12 protein-coding genes are annotated in these 16,026 nt (G+C 68.8%); all 12 read left to right on the top strand.

The features are described 5' to 3' along the window. Positions 1 to 28 precede the first annotated feature (28 nt). The 12 genes from ACFORO_RS41980 (at position 29) to ACFORO_RS42035 (ending at position 15,997) form a co-directional block, all read left to right on the top strand. Positions 29 to 907: an AAA family ATPase gene (locus tag ACFORO_RS41980; protein ID WP_377870353.1), complete on the top strand. Its 879-nt coding sequence runs from the start codon at positions 29 to 31 to the stop codon at positions 905 to 907. A 1,012-nt stretch (positions 908 to 1,919) separates the two neighbouring features. After that, positions 1,920 to 3,035 carry a vWA domain-containing protein gene (locus ACFORO_RS41985; RefSeq protein WP_377870352.1) on the top strand — a complete coding sequence of 372 codons (1,116 nt, stop codon included), beginning with the start codon at positions 1,920 to 1,922 and terminating at the stop codon, positions 3,033 to 3,035. Next, on the top strand, positions 3,028 to 4,140 hold the full coding sequence (locus tag ACFORO_RS41990; protein ID WP_354737339.1) for an XdhC/CoxI family protein: 1,113 nt from the start codon (positions 3,028 to 3,030) through the stop codon (positions 4,138 to 4,140). Before ACFORO_RS41985 ends, ACFORO_RS41990 begins: the two co-directional genes overlap by 8 nt. Positions 4,141 to 4,615: 475 nt before the next feature. After that, entirely contained in the window at positions 4,616 to 5,140 is a 525-nt protein-coding gene (locus tag ACFORO_RS41995) for a (2Fe-2S)-binding protein (RefSeq protein WP_354737337.1), read from the top strand. Next, complete coding sequence (locus ACFORO_RS42000) at positions 5,140 to 7,578, top strand: xanthine dehydrogenase family protein molybdopterin-binding subunit (protein WP_377870351.1); 2,439 nt, start codon at positions 5,140 to 5,142, stop codon at positions 7,576 to 7,578. Before ACFORO_RS41995 ends, ACFORO_RS42000 begins: the two co-directional genes overlap by 1 nt. Then, positions 7,575 to 8,429: an FAD binding domain-containing protein gene (locus tag ACFORO_RS42005; protein WP_377896757.1), complete on the top strand. Its 855-nt coding sequence runs from the start codon at positions 7,575 to 7,577 to the stop codon at positions 8,427 to 8,429. The genes ACFORO_RS42000 and ACFORO_RS42005 overlap by 4 nt, the downstream gene beginning before the upstream one ends. 133 nt (positions 8,430 to 8,562) lie before the next feature. Beyond that, positions 8,563 to 9,282 carry an SRPBCC family protein gene (locus ACFORO_RS42010; RefSeq protein WP_377870349.1) on the top strand — a complete coding sequence of 240 codons (720 nt, stop codon included), beginning with the start codon at positions 8,563 to 8,565 and terminating at the stop codon, positions 9,280 to 9,282. 221 nt (positions 9,283 to 9,503) lie between these two features. Continuing rightward, positions 9,504 to 10,718, top strand: coding sequence for a GGDEF domain-containing protein (locus ACFORO_RS42015; RefSeq protein WP_354737749.1), 1,215 nt, complete (start codon positions 9,504 to 9,506; stop codon positions 10,716 to 10,718). A gap of 38 nt (positions 10,719 to 10,756) precedes the next feature. Next, complete coding sequence (locus tag ACFORO_RS42020; protein WP_377870347.1) at positions 10,757 to 11,812, top strand: NAD(P)-binding domain-containing protein; 1,056 nt, start codon at positions 10,757 to 10,759, stop codon at positions 11,810 to 11,812. Between the two features lie 355 nt (positions 11,813 to 12,167). Beyond that, entirely contained in the window at positions 12,168 to 13,811 is a 1,644-nt protein-coding gene (locus tag ACFORO_RS42025) for a discoidin domain-containing protein (protein WP_377870345.1), read from the top strand. Between the two features lie 9 nt (positions 13,812 to 13,820). Then, positions 13,821 to 15,056 carry an MFS transporter gene (locus tag ACFORO_RS42030; RefSeq protein ID WP_377870343.1) on the top strand — a complete coding sequence of 412 codons (1,236 nt, stop codon included), beginning with the start codon at positions 13,821 to 13,823 and terminating at the stop codon, positions 15,054 to 15,056. After that, positions 15,053 to 15,997 carry a hypothetical protein gene (locus tag ACFORO_RS42035; protein ID WP_377870341.1) on the top strand — a complete coding sequence of 315 codons (945 nt, stop codon included), beginning with the start codon at positions 15,053 to 15,055 and terminating at the stop codon, positions 15,995 to 15,997. Before ACFORO_RS42030 ends, ACFORO_RS42035 begins: the two co-directional genes overlap by 4 nt. Positions 15,998 to 16,026 lie beyond the last annotated feature (29 nt).

Genomic DNA, 16,026 nt, shown 5'->3' on the forward strand with positions numbered 1-16,026 from the left:
TGGCGGTCGCAGATCTACGATCGGGGGTGTGACAGAGTCCCTCGCCTCGCCCGACGCGCTCGCGGCTGCCCTCGACACCACCGGTTACCTCGCCGACGAGGGGCTGGCCACCGCGGGATTCCTCGCGACGCAGATGCAGCGTCCGCTCTTCTGCGAAGGCGAGCCGGGCACCGGGAAGACGTCGCTGGCCCTGGCGTTGTCCGAGGCGTTGAAGTGGCCGTTGGTGCGGCTTCAATGCCACGAGGGCATCGACGCCGCGCAGGCGCTCTACGAGTGGGACTTTCCCCGTCAGCTGTTGCACCTGCGCGCCCTCGAAGCGGCCGACGGCGGACGGCTCGACGCGGAAACTGCCGAGCGTTCGCTGTACACGGAGCGATTCTTGCTCGCACGTCCGCTGCTGCAGGCGCTCGCTACGACGCCGTGCGTGCTGCTTGTGGACGAGATCGACCGTGCTGATGATGAGTTCGAGGCGTTCCTCCTGCAGTTGCTGGACGAATACACCGTCACGATCCCGGAGTACGGCGAGGTGCGTGCGGAACAGCCGCCGCTGGTCGTGCTGACGTCCAACCGGACGCGCGAGGTGCATGACGCGCTCAAGCGCCGGTGTCTTTACCACTGGCTCGAGCATCCTGATCTTGCTCGCGAGATCAACATCCTGCGCCGCCGGTTGCCGGGGATCGGCGAGACGCTCGCCCGGCAGATCGCCGACGCGGTGCACCGGCTGCGGGCGATGGACCTTCTCAAACCGCCGGGCGTCGCCGAATCCCTTGACTGGGCGCGGGCTTTGCTCGCGCTCCAGCGCGACGAACTGGACGCCGCGACGGCCGCGCGCACCCTCGGCGCGGTGCTGAAGTACAGCGAGGACCTCGACCGGGTGCGGGCGAAGCTGGACACGCTGTTCTCCTGAGTTTTCGTCCACTGTGGACGGTCAGGTAATTCCGTTGCGGCGGGGTGCGGGATCGGGCATGCTTGAAGCATCACTGGATGACTTCGCCGACTTCGCTGATTTTTTGTGACTGTGACTGTGCTTGCGCCGGAAGGAGGGCTCGTGACCGACTTCGCCCGGACTGCCCTCCCGGCCGTCCGCTGAGTTCCCGTTCTTTCCTGAAGGTTCCGCGCGCCCGCCCTGTGCTACCGGGGCTGGCCGCCGCGCGCAACCACGGTCCGCGCACGCTGTCCCGGAGGCGGGACGGCGTGCGCGGCCGCCCTTCGCCGGGTGCCGTGGCGGGCGCGGGGTGCGGGCCTTCGGGGGTTTCGTCGTGGACGCGCGGAGGGTTGCGTGGCGGGCGCGCTTAGTGCGGCTTCGGGCGGAGCATGGCTTGGGGTGCGCAGGGCTGGTTGTTGTCTTGCGGAGCGGCGGTCTGGAACAAGAATGGCGTGCGCCGGAACATCTGCGGGGCCGACGCGGTTCACTCTGAAATGGCGGTGCGGAGGAACACTGGCGAGCTGGAGCAGTTCAAGCCGGAGCCGTCGCGCGCCCAAGAGCCTTGGCTCGGTCGAGAGCCTCCTCGCACCCAAGAGCCTCCGCGCGGTCAAGAATTTTGGCCTGGTCACGAGTCTCGGCTCGGTCAAGAACTTTGGCTCGGTCACGAGCCTTGGCCCGGTCACGAGCCTCGGCGCGCCCAAGAGCCGTCGCGCGGCCAAAGACACCCGCGCCGCCAAAAGCCTCTGCGCACCAAGATCACTGCTGACAACCGGCGGACCGCGGCCGAACAACCGCGACTCGGGGTCGCTGAGTCGCACCAGGTGCGGCACAGGGGAGCCGAGTGGCAATCCCAGCATGCTGAAACACGGCCCGGGCTGCCTGATCGACCGCGTCAGGCTGAGTCAAGGGCGGTCGGCGCACGCGCTGGACACGAGGACAAGCTGCGCCAGACTGTCGCGGCGCGGGTTCTGGTCATGGGGTCACAATGGGGGACATGACCACCGAAGTCGCTGACCCCCTCGCCGGTTACACGGGGTTCGCGGCGGCATTGCGCGAGGCGGGCGTCGCCTGTGACGCGCGGCGGGTGCAGGCGTACCTGTCCGCCGTGGCGAAGGTTGATGTTGCTCGGCCGACGCAGCTCTACTGGGTCGGGCGGCTGACCCTTTGCTCCGACCCCGATGACTTGCCTCGCTACGAGGAAGCCTTCGCCCGGTGGTTCGAGGGAGACGACAGTCCTAGGGCGACCACGGGGACTCCGGTGCGGAAGCAGGCTCGGATCGCACCTCTCGTCGCTGCTGGCGGAGACGGGGACAGCAGCCAGGAATCTCACGACACGCTCCGGGTCGCGGCCAGCGATCATGAGGTTCTCCGGCATCGGGATCTCGCCGAGCTCACCAAGGCTGAGCGGGCGCACCTCCGGGAGTTGCTCGCGACGCTGCGGCCGGTGCTGCCCCGGCGACGCGCGGCGCGGCGGACACCGGCGCATCGCGGTGCGCTTGATCCGGCGCGGACTCTGCGTGCCATGCTCGCGTCCGGGGGCGAGCCTGTGCGGCTGGCGCATCATCGACGGGGGACGCGGGCGCGGAAAGTCGTGTTGCTGATCGACGTTTCCGGCTCGATGAGTCCGTACGCCGACGCGTTGCTGCGGTTCGCGCACGTTGTCGCGCGGGCGGCGCCGATGTCGGTCGAGGTGTTCACGCTGGGTACTCGGATGACGCGGGTGTCCCGTCAGCTCAGGCAGCGCGATCCGGAGCAGGCGATGCTCGCCGCTGGCACCGCGGTGCCCGATTTCGCTGGTGGGACGCGGCTTGGCGAGACGCTCCGGGTGTTTCTCGACCGGTGGGGGCAGCGCGGGTTCGCGCGACGCGCGGTAGTCACCGTGTTCTCCGACGGGTGGGAGCGCGGCGACGTCAGCTTGCTGGCCGAGCAGCTTGGCCGGCTGCGCCGTCTCGCGCACGCCGTATTCTGGGTGAATCCGCACGCGGGGCGCGAGGGTTATACTCCGGTCCAATCCGGCATCGTGGCCGCCCTGCCGCACATCGACCGGTTGCTGGCCGGGCACAGCCTGGCGACGTTGGAACGACTCCTCGGGGAGATTGCCGATGCGTGACGTACTGGACGACGTGTACCGCCGCTGGCAGGCGGGCGAAACGGTCGGGCTCGGCACGGTGGTGGCCACGTTTTCGTCGGCGCCGCGAGCACCGGGCGCGTCGATGATGGTCGCGCCGGACGGCACGGTCGTCGGGAGCGTGTCCGGCGGCTGCGTCGAGGGCGCGGTCTACGAGCTGGCCAACGACGTCGTCGCTGAGCGGAAGCCGGTTTTGCAGCGCTACGGCGTCAGCGACGACGACGCCTTCGCGGTCGGGCTGACCTGCGGCGGGATCATCGACATCTACGTCGAGCCGGTGGACCGGGCATCGATGCCGGAGCTGGAGCGCGTCGTCGAGTCGGTGCGCGGCGGCGAGCCGGTCGCGGTCGTCACGATCGTGGAGCACGAGACGCCCGGACTGGTCGGCGAGCACATGATCGTGTGGCCGGATCGGGTCGAGGGGTCCCTTGGCTCGTCCCGGATGGACGATGCCGTCGCCGACGACGCGCGCGGGCTCCTTGCCGCCGGACGCACCGGGACGCTCCACTACGGACCGGACGGGCAGCGCCGCGGCGAGGGCATGGCGGTTTTCGTGAACTCTTTCGAACCGCCGCCGCGACTGCTGGTGTTCGGTGCCATCGACTTCGCTGCCGCGATGGCACGGATGGGTGCTTATCTCGGGTACCAGGTGACGGTCTGCGACGCACGTCCGGTGTTCGCGACCAGCAGCCGGTTCCCGGAGGCGCACGACGTGGTCGTCGACTGGCCGCACCGCTACCTGAAGGCCGAGGCCGACGCGGGCCGGATCGACGCGCGGACGGCGATCGCGGTCCTCACGCATGATCCGAAGTTCGACGTGCCGCTGCTGGAGGTCGCGTTGCGGCTCGACGTCGGGTACGTCGGCGCGATGGGCTCGCGCAAGACGCACGACGACCGGTTCTCGCGGCTGCGCGAGGCGGGGATCACCGAGGGCGAGCTGGAACGGTTGTCGTCGCCGATCGGCCTCGACTTGGGTGCGCGCACGCCGGAGGAGACGGCCGTGTCGATCGCGGCGGAGATCATCGCACTGCGCTGGAGCGGAACCGGGCGGCGGCTGGCGGCGTTGACCGGGCGGATTCACAGCTGACTCAGCGGATTCGCTGACTTGGCAGGCTGGGGTGGTGCATCGCCAGCAGTTGCGGCGGGGGCTATTAGCCGCCAGGAAGTGCGGCACCAGCCAGAACCGTCCAGTCTGAGATCAGGCAGTCCGGCCGGACCGGCAGGACGGCGTACCTCAGCGACGCAATCCGCCGGGAAAGCCCCTTCCCGCAACGAAACCCGGTGAACCGCCGCCACGAAACCGCGCCCTCTCGGGAAGATCCGCCCACCACCCCGGGCGGCCGAAAAATCACCCGTCCGGCTTCACGCATCTGCGCGGCAAAACCACCGAAAAACCCGCATCTGCGGAACCGTCCCGGCGACGTGCGACATCAGGACTTGTCCGCGCGCGAAAGGCGTAGCACGCTCCCCTGTGAGGCCGATCACGATCGCGCCTTGGCCGTTCCCGAACCGGCCCGCCGCCTCCGCCGGGGCTGGCGGGCATTTGCACTTGGAGGCCTTTGATGCGCATCACCGTCACTGTCGACGGCACGAAATACACCGATGACGTCGAGCCGCGCACCCTGCTCGTCCACCACTTACGGGAACGGGTCGGGAAGGTGGGCACCGTCGTCGGGTGCGACACCAGCAACTGCGGCGCGTGCACCGTCCATCTCGACGGGCACAGCGTGAAATCCTGTTCCGTCCTCGCCGTGCAGGCCGACGGATGCGAGGTCACCACCATCGAGGGGCTGGCCCGCGACGGCCAGTTGCACCCGGTCCAGCAAGCCTTCCACGACAATCACGCGCTGCAGTGCGGGTTCTGCACCCCGGGCATGATCATGCAGTCCATCGACCTGCTGGCCGACAACCCGGACCCGGACGAGCAGGCCGTCCGCGAGGGGCTTGAGGGCAATCTTTGCCGCTGCACCGGTTACCAGAACATCGTGAAGGCGGTTCGCGACGCCGCGCAGCACATGAGTCCTGGTGCAGGGCCGGAAGCCGAGAAGATCGATCAGCCCAACCACGTCGGCGTGGGTGGTGAATGATGACTGCCACTGTCGAACCCGAGGTAGGAAAGTCCCGGCGCCGCAAGGAAGACGAGCGGCTGATCACCGGGCGTACCCGGTGGACGGACAACATCGCGTTGCCGGGGATGCTGCACCTCGCGGTGCTCCGGAGTCCGCTGGCGCACGCCAAGATCGTTTCGATCGACACGTCCGCGGCGAAGGAAGCCGCTGGTGTCGTTGCCGTTTACACCGCCGCTGACCTCGACCCCGAGGGCGCGATCGGCATGCCGTGCGCGTGGCCGATCACGCCGGACATGGCCGCGCCGCGCCGTCCGGTGCTGGCGTCGGATCGGGTGAATTTCGCTGGCGAGGGCGTGGCCGTGGTGGTCGCGCGGTCGTCCGCGGAGGCGCATGACGCGCTCGAGGCGATCGAGGTCGAGTACGAAGACCTGCCGCCAGTTCTCGACCTGGAAGCCGCGCTCGCCGAAGACGCGCCGCTCGTGCACGAGGAGTTGGGCAGCAACAAGAACGCCTTCTGGGTCTTCGATTCGGCCGAGGCAGGCACGGGCGGCAATGTCGAGGAGGCACTGTCCTCTTCGGAGGTCGTGCTCAAGCGGCGGTTCCGCCAGCAGCGCCTGGTGCCCGCGTTCATGGAGCCGCGCGCGTGCGTGGTCGACCCGACCGGCGCGCAGCTGACCATGTGGTCGGCCACCCAGGTGCCGCACATCCTGCGCGTGATGTCCGCGCTGACGCTGGGCATCCCGGAGCACAAGCTGCGCGTGATCGCCCCGGACGTCGGCGGCGGGTTCGGCGGCAAGATCGGCGTGCTGCCCGAGGAAATGATGTCCGTGCTGGTCGCGAACAAGCTCGGCAAACCGGTGAAGTGGAACGAATCCCGGTCCGAGACGATGCTCGCCGCGCACCACGGCCGCGACCAGATCCAGGACATCACGATCTCCGCGAAGGCCGACGGCACGGTCACCGGGCTCAAGGTCGAACTGCTCGCCAACCTCGGCGCGTACAACGGCCTGGTCGGGCCGGGCGTGCCGATCCTCGGCGCGTTCATGTTCAACGCGATCTACAAGATCCCGGCCTACCACTTCGCCTGCACCAACGTGTTCACCACGACCACGCTCACCGACGCCTACCGCGGCGCGGGCCGTCCGGAAGCGACGTTCGCGATCGAGCGGATCATGGACGAGCTGGCCGACGAGCTGGGCATGGACCCGGTGGAGCTGCGCGAAAAGAACTGGATCAAGCACGAGGAATTCCCGTTCACCACGGTCTGCGGGCTCACCTACGACTCCGGCAACTACGAGGCCGCGACCGAGAAGGCGAAGGAACTCTTCGGCTACGACGCGCTGCGCCGCGAGCAGAAGGAACGCCGCGAGGCGAACGATCCGGTGCAGCTCGGCATCGGGATTTCGACGTTCACCGAGATGTGCGGGCTCGCGCCGTCGCGGGTGCTGGGTTCGCTCGATTACGGCGCCGGCGGCTGGGAATACGCGTCACTGCGGATGCTGCCGACCGGCAAGGTCGAGGTGACGACGGGCGCGTCGGCGCACGGCCAGGGGCACGAAACGGCGTGGAGCCAGATCGTCGCCGACCAGCTGGGGGTGTCCTTCGAGGACGTTGAAGTGCTGCACGGCGACACGCAGTCCTCGCACAAGGGCCTCGACACGTATGGCTCGCGTTCGCTGGTCGTCGGCGGTATCGCGATCGTCAAAGCGGCGGAGAAGGTGGTCGCGAAGGCGAAGCCGATCGCCGCGCATCTGCTGGAGTGTTCGGAGGACGACCTCGAGTACTCCGGCGGCAAGTTCACCGTGAAGGGCACGGATTCGTCGACGACGATCCAGGACATCGCGCTCGCGGTGTTCGCCGCGCACAACCTGCCGGACGGCGTCGAACCGTCGCTCGATTCCGACGCCACTTTCGACCCGGAGAACTTCTCCTTCCCGCACGGCACTCATCTGTGCGCGGCCGAAGTGGACACTGAAACGGGCCAGGTGAAACTGCGTTCGTACGTCTGCGTGGACGACGTCGGCAAGGTGGTCAATCCGCTGATCGTGGAAGGCCAGGTGCACGGCGGGCTCGCGCAGGGCATCGCGCAGGCGTTGTTCGAGGAGGCCGTGCACGACGAAAGCGGCACGCTCACCACCGGCACGTTCGCCGACTACCTGCTGCCCTCGGCGGCTGACCTGCCGTCGTTCACCACGGACCGCACGGAAACGCCGTCGACCACGAACCCGTTGGGAGCCAAGGGAGTCGGCGAGGCGGGCACCATCGCTTCGACGCCTGCCGTGGTCAACGCGGTGGTCGACGCGGTGCGCCAGTTCGGGGTGAACGACATCGAAATGCCGCTAACGCCGATGCGCGTGTGGAACGCGGTGCGGGGCGGCGGCGCCAATGCCGGCGGACCCGGCGGCGAGGCCGGCGGCGGTCTCGGTTCGATCGACGCCTCCGGAGGTGCCCAGTGATCCCGGCTCCGTTCGACTACGTCGCTCCGTCCACGGTGGACGAAGCCGTGCAGGCACTCGCCGCGGCGGGCGAGGACGCCAAGGTGCTGGCGGGCGGGCAAAGCCTGCTGCCGGTGCTGCGGATGCGCCTCGCCGCGCCGACCACGCTGGTCGACCTCGGGAAGGTCGCCGAAATGCGCGGAGTGCGCGAGGACGGCGACGCGCTCGTGGTCGGTGCGATGACGACGCATTACGAGGTCCAGCGCGACGCGTTGATCGCCGAGCACGCCGCGTTGGTGAAGGAGGCGACCGACACGGTCGCGGATCCGCAGGTGCGGCACCGCGGCACGTTCGGCGGCGCGATCGCGCACGCGGATCCGGCCGGCGACCTGCTGGCTCCGGTGCTGGCGCTGGACGGCGAGCTGGTGCTGGCCGGTCCGAACGGCCGGCGCACGGTGCCCGCGGCGGAGTTCTTCCAGGACTACTTCACCACCGCGCTGGCCCCGGACGAGCTGCTCGTCGAGGTGCGGCTGCCCAAGCACACCGGCTGGCGGGCGCACTACGAGAAGTTCAACCGGGTCGCCCAGGCCTGGTCGATGTGCGCGGTGGCGGCCGCCGTGCGCACCGAGGGCGGCGTGATCGAGGAAGCCCGGGTGGCGTTGACGAACATGGGCGCGACGCCGGTCCGGGCGACTGGCGTCGAGCAGGCGTTGCTCGGCGCGCGGGCCAACGCGGAGACGATCCGGGCGGCCGCCGCGCACGCGGCCGAGGGCACCAACCCGGTCGCGGACGGCAATTCCGACGTCGAATACCGGCAGCACCTCGCGCGGGTGCTGACTGGGCGTGCTGTCGCGGCGGCGGTGGGCGCCTAGCGGACCGGCCGTGAAGGACTCCTTGGGGGAATCTGATTCCCCCAAGGAGTCCTTCACGACAACGGCGACCGGGAGACGGCCGTAAGGTGGACGGCAACGGCTCGACGCAGTGCGCAGGAGAGGAGGTCGGCCCGTGCGGCTCGACCACGAATTCACCGTCCCCGCCCCGATCGGGGAGGTCTGGCAGGCCGTCATCGACCCGGAGCGGGTCGCCCCGTGCATGCCGGGCGCCTCGCTCACCAAGGTGGAGGGCGACACCTTCGCGGGCACGGTGAAGGTCAAGCTGGGGCCGATTTCGCTGCTGTACAAGGGAACCGGCGAGTTCCTGGAGAAGGACGAGGCGGCCCGCAAGGTCGTCATCAAGGCGTCCGGCAAGGACTCGCGCGGCGGCGGCACCGCGGCCGCGACGGTCACCCTCACGCTCACCGAACGCGACGGCGGCACGCACGGCGCGGTCGCCACCGACCTGGCGATCACCGGACGCCCGGCGCAGTTCGGGCGCGGGCTGATCTCCGAGGTGGGCGGCAAGATCCTGGACACCTTCGCGGGGAACCTCGCGGCCTCGCTGGAGACTCCGGCCGAAGAGGCCCCGGCGGCGGCTCCGGCGGAAAAGGCCGAGGAGAAGCCCGCCGAGAAGCCCGCTGAAGCACCCAAGGCCGAGGAGAAGCCGGTCGCCGAGGAGAAGCCGCGGCTGCGGAGCGTTCCGGCAGGCGGTTCGACCGGCGAGACCGAGGCGATCGACCTGCTCGACTACGCGGGCCAGTCCGTCGTGAAGCGGCTCGCCCCGGTGGCCGCGGGCGCGGTCGTGCTGCTGATCGTCCTGGCGATCGTGCGGAAGCTGCGCCGCCGGTAACCGGCCAGGAGGGTGCCCGCTCGCTCTACTCAGAGCGTGCCCAGCGGGCAGCGAACGGAGTGGTTTTTCCCTCGGTTCGGCTAGATCCGGAGTGGACCCGCTACGCTGGGCAACTTCCGTAGGCCGAATTTCGCGTGGGGGCGCCCGTGACGCAGGCACCTGTCCCCATCGGGGTGCGCGGCGCGGTGACGGCCTGGCGCGGCTGGCCGCCGCGCTGGACGATGTGGGCGGTCGCGCGGCGGCGCTGGATCGGCTACGCCATGGGCTGCGAGGCCGTCGCCGTGGCAGTCACGGTGACGGGTCTCGCGACCGGCTTCGGCGGCCCGGTGCAGTTCAGTTCGTTCGGAGTGCTCGTCGGGCTGGGCATCGCGCAGGCCGAAATGTCGCGGCGGATCGAACGCTTGCGGCGGTGGATGAGCGGCCAGACGCACATCAACGTCACGTCCGTCTGGTACCTCGCCGGTGCGTTCCTGCTGCCGCCGGCGTGGGTCGCGTTGCTGGCTTTGGTGCTGTACCTGCATCTGTGGCTGCGAGTGTGGCGACACGTGCGTACGCGGCCCGCGCATCGCTTCGCGGCGAGTACCGCGTGGGCAATGCTGTCGTGCTTCGCAGCGTCCGCGGTGTTGACCATTGGCGGTCTGGATCAAGCGCGGCTCGACACTGCGTACGGCGTCCTCGCGCTCGTATTGGCGGCAGCTGCCTTTGAACTGGTGAACGTCGTGCTCGTAGCGACGGGCATCTACCTGTACACGAACAGCCGCTCGCCCGCGGACCTCATCGGCACCTGGGAGGACAACGCCTTCGAGATCGCGACGCTCTGCCTCGGCGGTCTCGCGGCGCTGGCGTTCGTCCATCAACCGGTTCTGGTCGTGTTAGTGCTGCCGCCGTTGTTGTTGCTGCATCGCTATCTCCTGGTGAAGCAGCAGTTGCAGGTGGCGGTCGTGACCGACGAGAAAACCGGGCTGCTCAACACCGCGGGCTGGCACGAACTCGCGACCCGTGAGTTCACTCGGGCGAGGCGGCGGGGGACTGGCAGCGGGTTCGCCGTATTGATGATCGATCTTGACCACTTCAAGCGCATCAACGACACGTACGGTCACCTCACCGGCGACGAGGTGCTGGCCGCGGTTGCCGTGGCGATTGAGGCTTCAGTGCGGCAAAGCGACACGGTCGGCCGGTTCGGCGGCGAGGAATTCGTGGTCCTGCTGCCCGCGACTGGCGACACGGACGTGCTCGGAATCGCCGAACGGGTGCGGATCGCGGTGGGGGAGCTGACAGTCGCGGTGGGAGGTCCGCTGCGGATCAGCGGACTCTCCGTGTCCGTCGGCGTCGCGTGCTACCCGCAGGCGGGTGCCACGCTCGACGAGGTGTTGCGATCGGCCGACGCCGCGCTGTACCGGGCGAAAGACGGCGGCCGGAACCGCGTGGCGGTCTGAGCCGGAAATACCGGGCGCGGGCAATTGTTGAACGTTGTATGAGCACTGCGGATCACGAGACCGACGTCGTGGTGATCGGGGCCGGGCAGGCCGGGCTGTCGGCGGCGTATCACCTGCGCCGAGCCGGGTTCGCGAACGAACGCGGGTTCGTCGTGCTCGACCACGGCAAACGCGCGGGCGGCGCGTGGCAGTACCGGTGGCCGTCGCTGGTGGTCGGGAAGGTGCACGGGATCCACGACCTGCCGGGGATGGCGTTCGGGACTCCGGACGCGACGCGGCCCGCCAGCGAGGCCGTGTCGGAGTACTTCGGGCGCTTCGAGAAGACGTATGACTTGCCGGTGCACCGTCCGGTCGACGTGACCGCGGTGCGGCGCGCGGGGGAGCGGCTGGTGGTCGAATCGCCCGCGGAGACGTGGGCGGCGCGTGCGGTGATCAGTGCGACGGGGACGTGGGATCGGCCGTTCTGGCCACGGTATCCCGGCAGTTTCGCCGGACGGCAGCTGCACACGGCGGACTACCGCGGTGCTGAGGAATTTCGTGACCAGCGCGTGGTGGTCGTGGGCGGCGGGACGTCGGCGGTGCAGTTGCTGATGGAGATCGGCCCGGTCGCGCGTTCGACGGTGTGGGTGACGCGGCGTCCGCCGGTCTGGCGGGAGGAGGAGTTCAGCGAGGACTGGGGACGGATGGCGGTGGCGAAGGTCGACGAGCGGGTGCGGGCCGGGCTGCCGCCGGAGAGCGTCGTGAGCGTGACGGATCTGCCGGTGACGCCGCAGGTGCTCGCCGGGCGCGCGGCGGGATATCTGGACCGGCGGCCGATGTTCTCGCGGCTGGTTCCCGACGGGGTCGTCTGGGAGGACGGGAGTTTCGAGCCCGCCGACCTGATCCTGTGGGCGACCGGGTTCCGGGCTTCGATCGATCACCTGGCTCCGCTGCATCTGCGGACGTCCGGCGGCGGGATCCGGATGGACGGGACGCGCGTGGCCGCCGAGCCTCGGCTGCATCTGGTCGGGTACGGGCCGTCGGCGAGCACGGTGGGGGCGAACCGGGCCGGGCGCGCCGCGGTGCAGGAAGTCCGGCGGCTGCTGCAGAGCTGAGGTCCGTGAAGGACTCCTTGAGGGAATCTGATTCCCTCAAGGAGTCCTTCACGGACTTGGGCCCGTTCGTGAGGGCCACCTTCACGTACTTGGGGTCAGTGAGGGCCACCTTCACGGAATCAGAGTCCCTCAGGGTTCCCCTCACGGCACTTTCGCGGGCGGGAGCGGGGCGTTCCGCTGATCGGGCGGTCTTGATCGTTTCACGTCCGTTCCGGGCTTGTCGGGAGAAACCGGGCCCGCTACTCTGCGGTTTTAGTTAGGAAACTTTCTTAACGCAATAACGCAATAACGCAACGAGACGCCGCAGAACCGTAACGCCGCCGCCCTGTTCCCGTCCGGCCCGAAGGAGTGCGACGTGCCCTCGTCCCGTGTCCGAAGTCTCGCCCGGTTCGCGTTACCGGCCGCCGCGGTGGTGTTGCTGCCCGCCGCGGTCTCGCCCGCGCGCGACGCCCATGCCGCTGCCGCCGATGTGCTGCTGTCCCAAGGAAAACCGGTCAGCACCTCGACGCTTGAGACGTCCACGCTCGGCGGCGACAACGCCGTCGACGGGAACCTCAAGACGCGCTGGGCCAGTGCGGTCAGCGCCGACGCCCAGTGGCTGCGCGTCGACCTCGGGCAGGCTGCCACGATCCACCGGGTCAAGCTGAACTGGGAAGACGCCTACGCCAAGAAGTATCGCGTCGAGATCTCCGACGACGGCGAGAACTTCAAGCCGATCGCGACGATCACCAACGGCGACGGCGGAACCGACGACCTCACCGGGTTGTCCGGGCACGGCCGGTTCCTGCGCTTCGTCGGCACCGAGCGCGCCACGAAGTACGGCTACTCCCTCTGGGAACTTCAGGCGTACGGCACTCCGGACTCGTCCGGCGACACCCAGGCGCCCACCACTCCGTCGAACCTCGCCGCGGGCGACATCGGCGCGAACAGCGTCGCGCTGACCTGGGCCGCCGCGACGGACAATGTCGGCGTCAGCGGGTACGACGTGCTCCGGGACGGCAAGTCCGTCGCCACCAGCACGTCCACGTCCTACACCGACAACGGCCTCTCGCCGGACACCGACTACACCTACACCGTCCGCGCGAAGGACGCCGCCGGCAACACCTCGCCGGCCAGCACCTCGGTCAAGGTGCACACGAAGCCGGGGACCGCGGGCAACACGTTCGTCCTCGCTGCGGCCGGAGACATCGCCGAGCAGTGCACCGCCAGCAGCTCCAGCTGCGTGCACCCGAAGACCGCGAAGCTCGTCCAGGGGATGAACCCCGCCGCGGTGATCACCATGGGCGACAACCAGTACGACGCCGAGGACACCGGTCTGACGCTGCAGAACTTCAAGGACTACTACGACAAGACCTGGGGCAAGTTCAAGAGCATCACGCACCCGATCCCGGGCAACCACGAGACCTACGACGACAACAAGCCGTTCCAGGCCTACGAGCAGTACTTCGGCAAGATCGCCACGCCCAACGGAAAGCGGTACTACAGCTGGGAAATGGGCAACTGGCACTTCATCGCGATCGACTCCAACGGCTTCGTCGACGACAAGGACGGCGGCGAGCTCCAGGACACCGACCAGATGAACTGGATCAAGCAGGACCTGGCGAAGAACACCAAGGGCTGCGTCGCGGCGTACTACCACCACCCGCGGTGGAGCTCCGGCGACCACGGCGACCAGCGCGGTTCCAAGCAGCTGTGGGACCTGTTCGCGCAGAACAAGGTCGACCTGGTCCTCAACGGCCACGACCACCACTACGAACGGTTCAACCAGCAGAACGCGAGCGGCAAGGCGGACCCGGCCGGCCCGGTCGAGATCATCGGCGGCATGGGCGGCGCGAACCCGTACCCGGTCCACTCCGCGCACCCGACCACGGCGAAGCTGCTCAAGGACACCTTCGGCGTGCTGAAGCTGACGATGACCGACAACACCTTCTCCGAGCAGTTGATCGGTCTCGACGGCAAGGTCCAGGACAGCAGCCCGACCTACACCTGCCACAACTAGGGGCCGGCCGTGTACATCGCGACAAGCCGTAGTTCGGACGTCGCGGCGGGCACCGAGCGGAAGGCCGGCCTGCGCCGGGTGTCGGCGAACGTCGTCGCACTCGGCGCGGTCAGCCTGGTCACCGACATCTCCTCGGAGATGGTGACCGCGGTGCTCCCGCTGTACCTGGTGCTCGGCCTCGGGCTGAACCCGCTGCAGTTCGGCCTGCTCGACGGGCTTTACGCGGGAGCCACCGCCGTGGTCCGCGTGCTCGGCGGGCATCTGGCCGACCGGTGGCGAAGGCTCAAGGCGGTCGCCGGGTTCGGCTACGGCTTGTCCGCGGTGTGCAAGCTCGGCCTGGTCGCGGCCGGTTCGTCGGTCGCGGCGATCGGCGTGGTGCTCGCCGCCGACCGCACCGGAAAGGGCCTGCGCACGGCCCCGCGCGACGCGTTGATCTCGCTCAGCAGCGAGCCCGACACGCTCGGCCGGTCGTTCGGCGTGCACCGCGCGATGGACACCGTCGGCGCGTTCCTCGGCCCGCTGGTGGCGATGGCCGTGCTCGCGCTGAGTCTCGGCAGCTACACGTCGGTGTTCTTCACCAGCTTCTGCATCGCGGCGATCGCGGTCATGCTGCTGGCGTTGTTCGTCCGCGACCACAAGCAGGACATCGCCGACCGGGCCGCGGTGTCCGTGCGGGCGGCGTTCGGGCTGTTGCGGGACCGGGGTTTCCGCCGCGTGGCGGTGTGGGCGGCGCTGCTCGGGTTCGTGACTCTCGGCGATTCCTTTGTGTACCTGGTGCTTCAGCGGCGCTGGGATGTCGCGGCGACATTCTTTCCGTTGCTGCCGCTCGGCACTGCCGGGATCTATCTGGTGCTGGCGGTTCCGCTGGGCAAGCTGGCCGACCGGATCGGGCGCTGGCCGGTGTTTCTCGGCGGGCACGTCGCGCTCGTCGCCGCATTGATCGCGTTGTGCGGGCCGGTGTCCGGATTCTGGCTCGCGGCTCTCGCGTTGGGGCTGCACGGCGTGTTCTACGCGGCTACCGACGGCGTGCTGATGGCTGCTGCCGGACCGCTGGTGCCTGCTGACCTTCGGGCGACCGGTCTCGCGGTGATCCAAACTGGACAGGCTGCCGCCCGGATGCTTTCCTCTGTCCTCTTCGGACTCGCCTGGACGTTGTGGGACCTTCAGCCCGCAGTTCTCGCGGCGGCCGGAGCGCTCGCTGTCGTGGCGCTCGGCGCCGCTTTCGCAAGGCCGGTGCGCAAATGAAAAAGGTTCTTCTCGCTGTTGTCGGCACCGTGGTGCTCGCGGCTGCCGCGGTGGTCTACACGGTTGCCGCGCGGCCTAGTCCGGCCGAACCCGCGAAGGTGGAGCATCTTTCGCTCGCACCGGGACAGTTGTTCTTCCGCAGCACGAAGACGGGCAATGTCGGCGTTGTCCCGTTGGCGAATCCCGGTGCCGCGCCGAAGTTCAGCGATCTGAAGTGCGACCGGTTCGCGCTGTCCGGTACGACTGGGATGTGTCTTGCGGTGCGCCCCGGCACGTTGCCCGCGGTCAGCGACTTCAGCGTCCTCGACCGGAATCTCAACACCACGCACAAGGACTATCTGCCGGGAACGCCTAGCCGGGCGCGCGTTTCGCCGGACGGCAAACGGGTGTACTGGACGCTCTTCGTCACCGGTGATTCCTACGCTGCCACCGGGTTTTCGACGCGCGCCGGGGTCTACCAGCTGGACAACGGCGAGCTGGAGAAGACGATCGAGGAGCTGCCGGTCCTGGTCGACGGGAAGCGGTACTTCTCCTCCGACGTCAACTACTGGGGCATCACGTTCGCCAAGGACGGCAAGCGCTTCTTCTCGACGCTGGGCTCCAAAGGCAAGACGTACCTGATCGAAGGCGACTACGACACCTACCGCGGCAAGGCGCTGCGGGAAAACGTCGAATGCCCGTCGCTGTCGCCGGACGAAACGCGGATCGCGTTCAAGAAGAAGGTCGGCGAGGGCGTCTGGCGGCTGTCCGTGCTCGACCTCAAGACGATGCGCGAGACCGCGCTCGCCGAGACCCGCAGTGTTGACGACCAGGCGCTGTGGCAGGACGACCACACGATCCTCTACGGCCTCGAGAACGCCGTGTGGTCGGTGCCCGCGGACGGGTCCGGGGCCCCGCGCAAGCTGGTCGACGAGGCCGCGTCGCCTGCCGTCACCAGCTGATTCGACATCTCTTTACGTCGTATAGTATC

This window comes from Amycolatopsis halotolerans (assembly GCF_042647905.1).
GTDB classification, from domain to species: domain Bacteria; phylum Actinomycetota; class Actinomycetes; order Mycobacteriales; family Pseudonocardiaceae; genus Amycolatopsis; species Amycolatopsis halotolerans.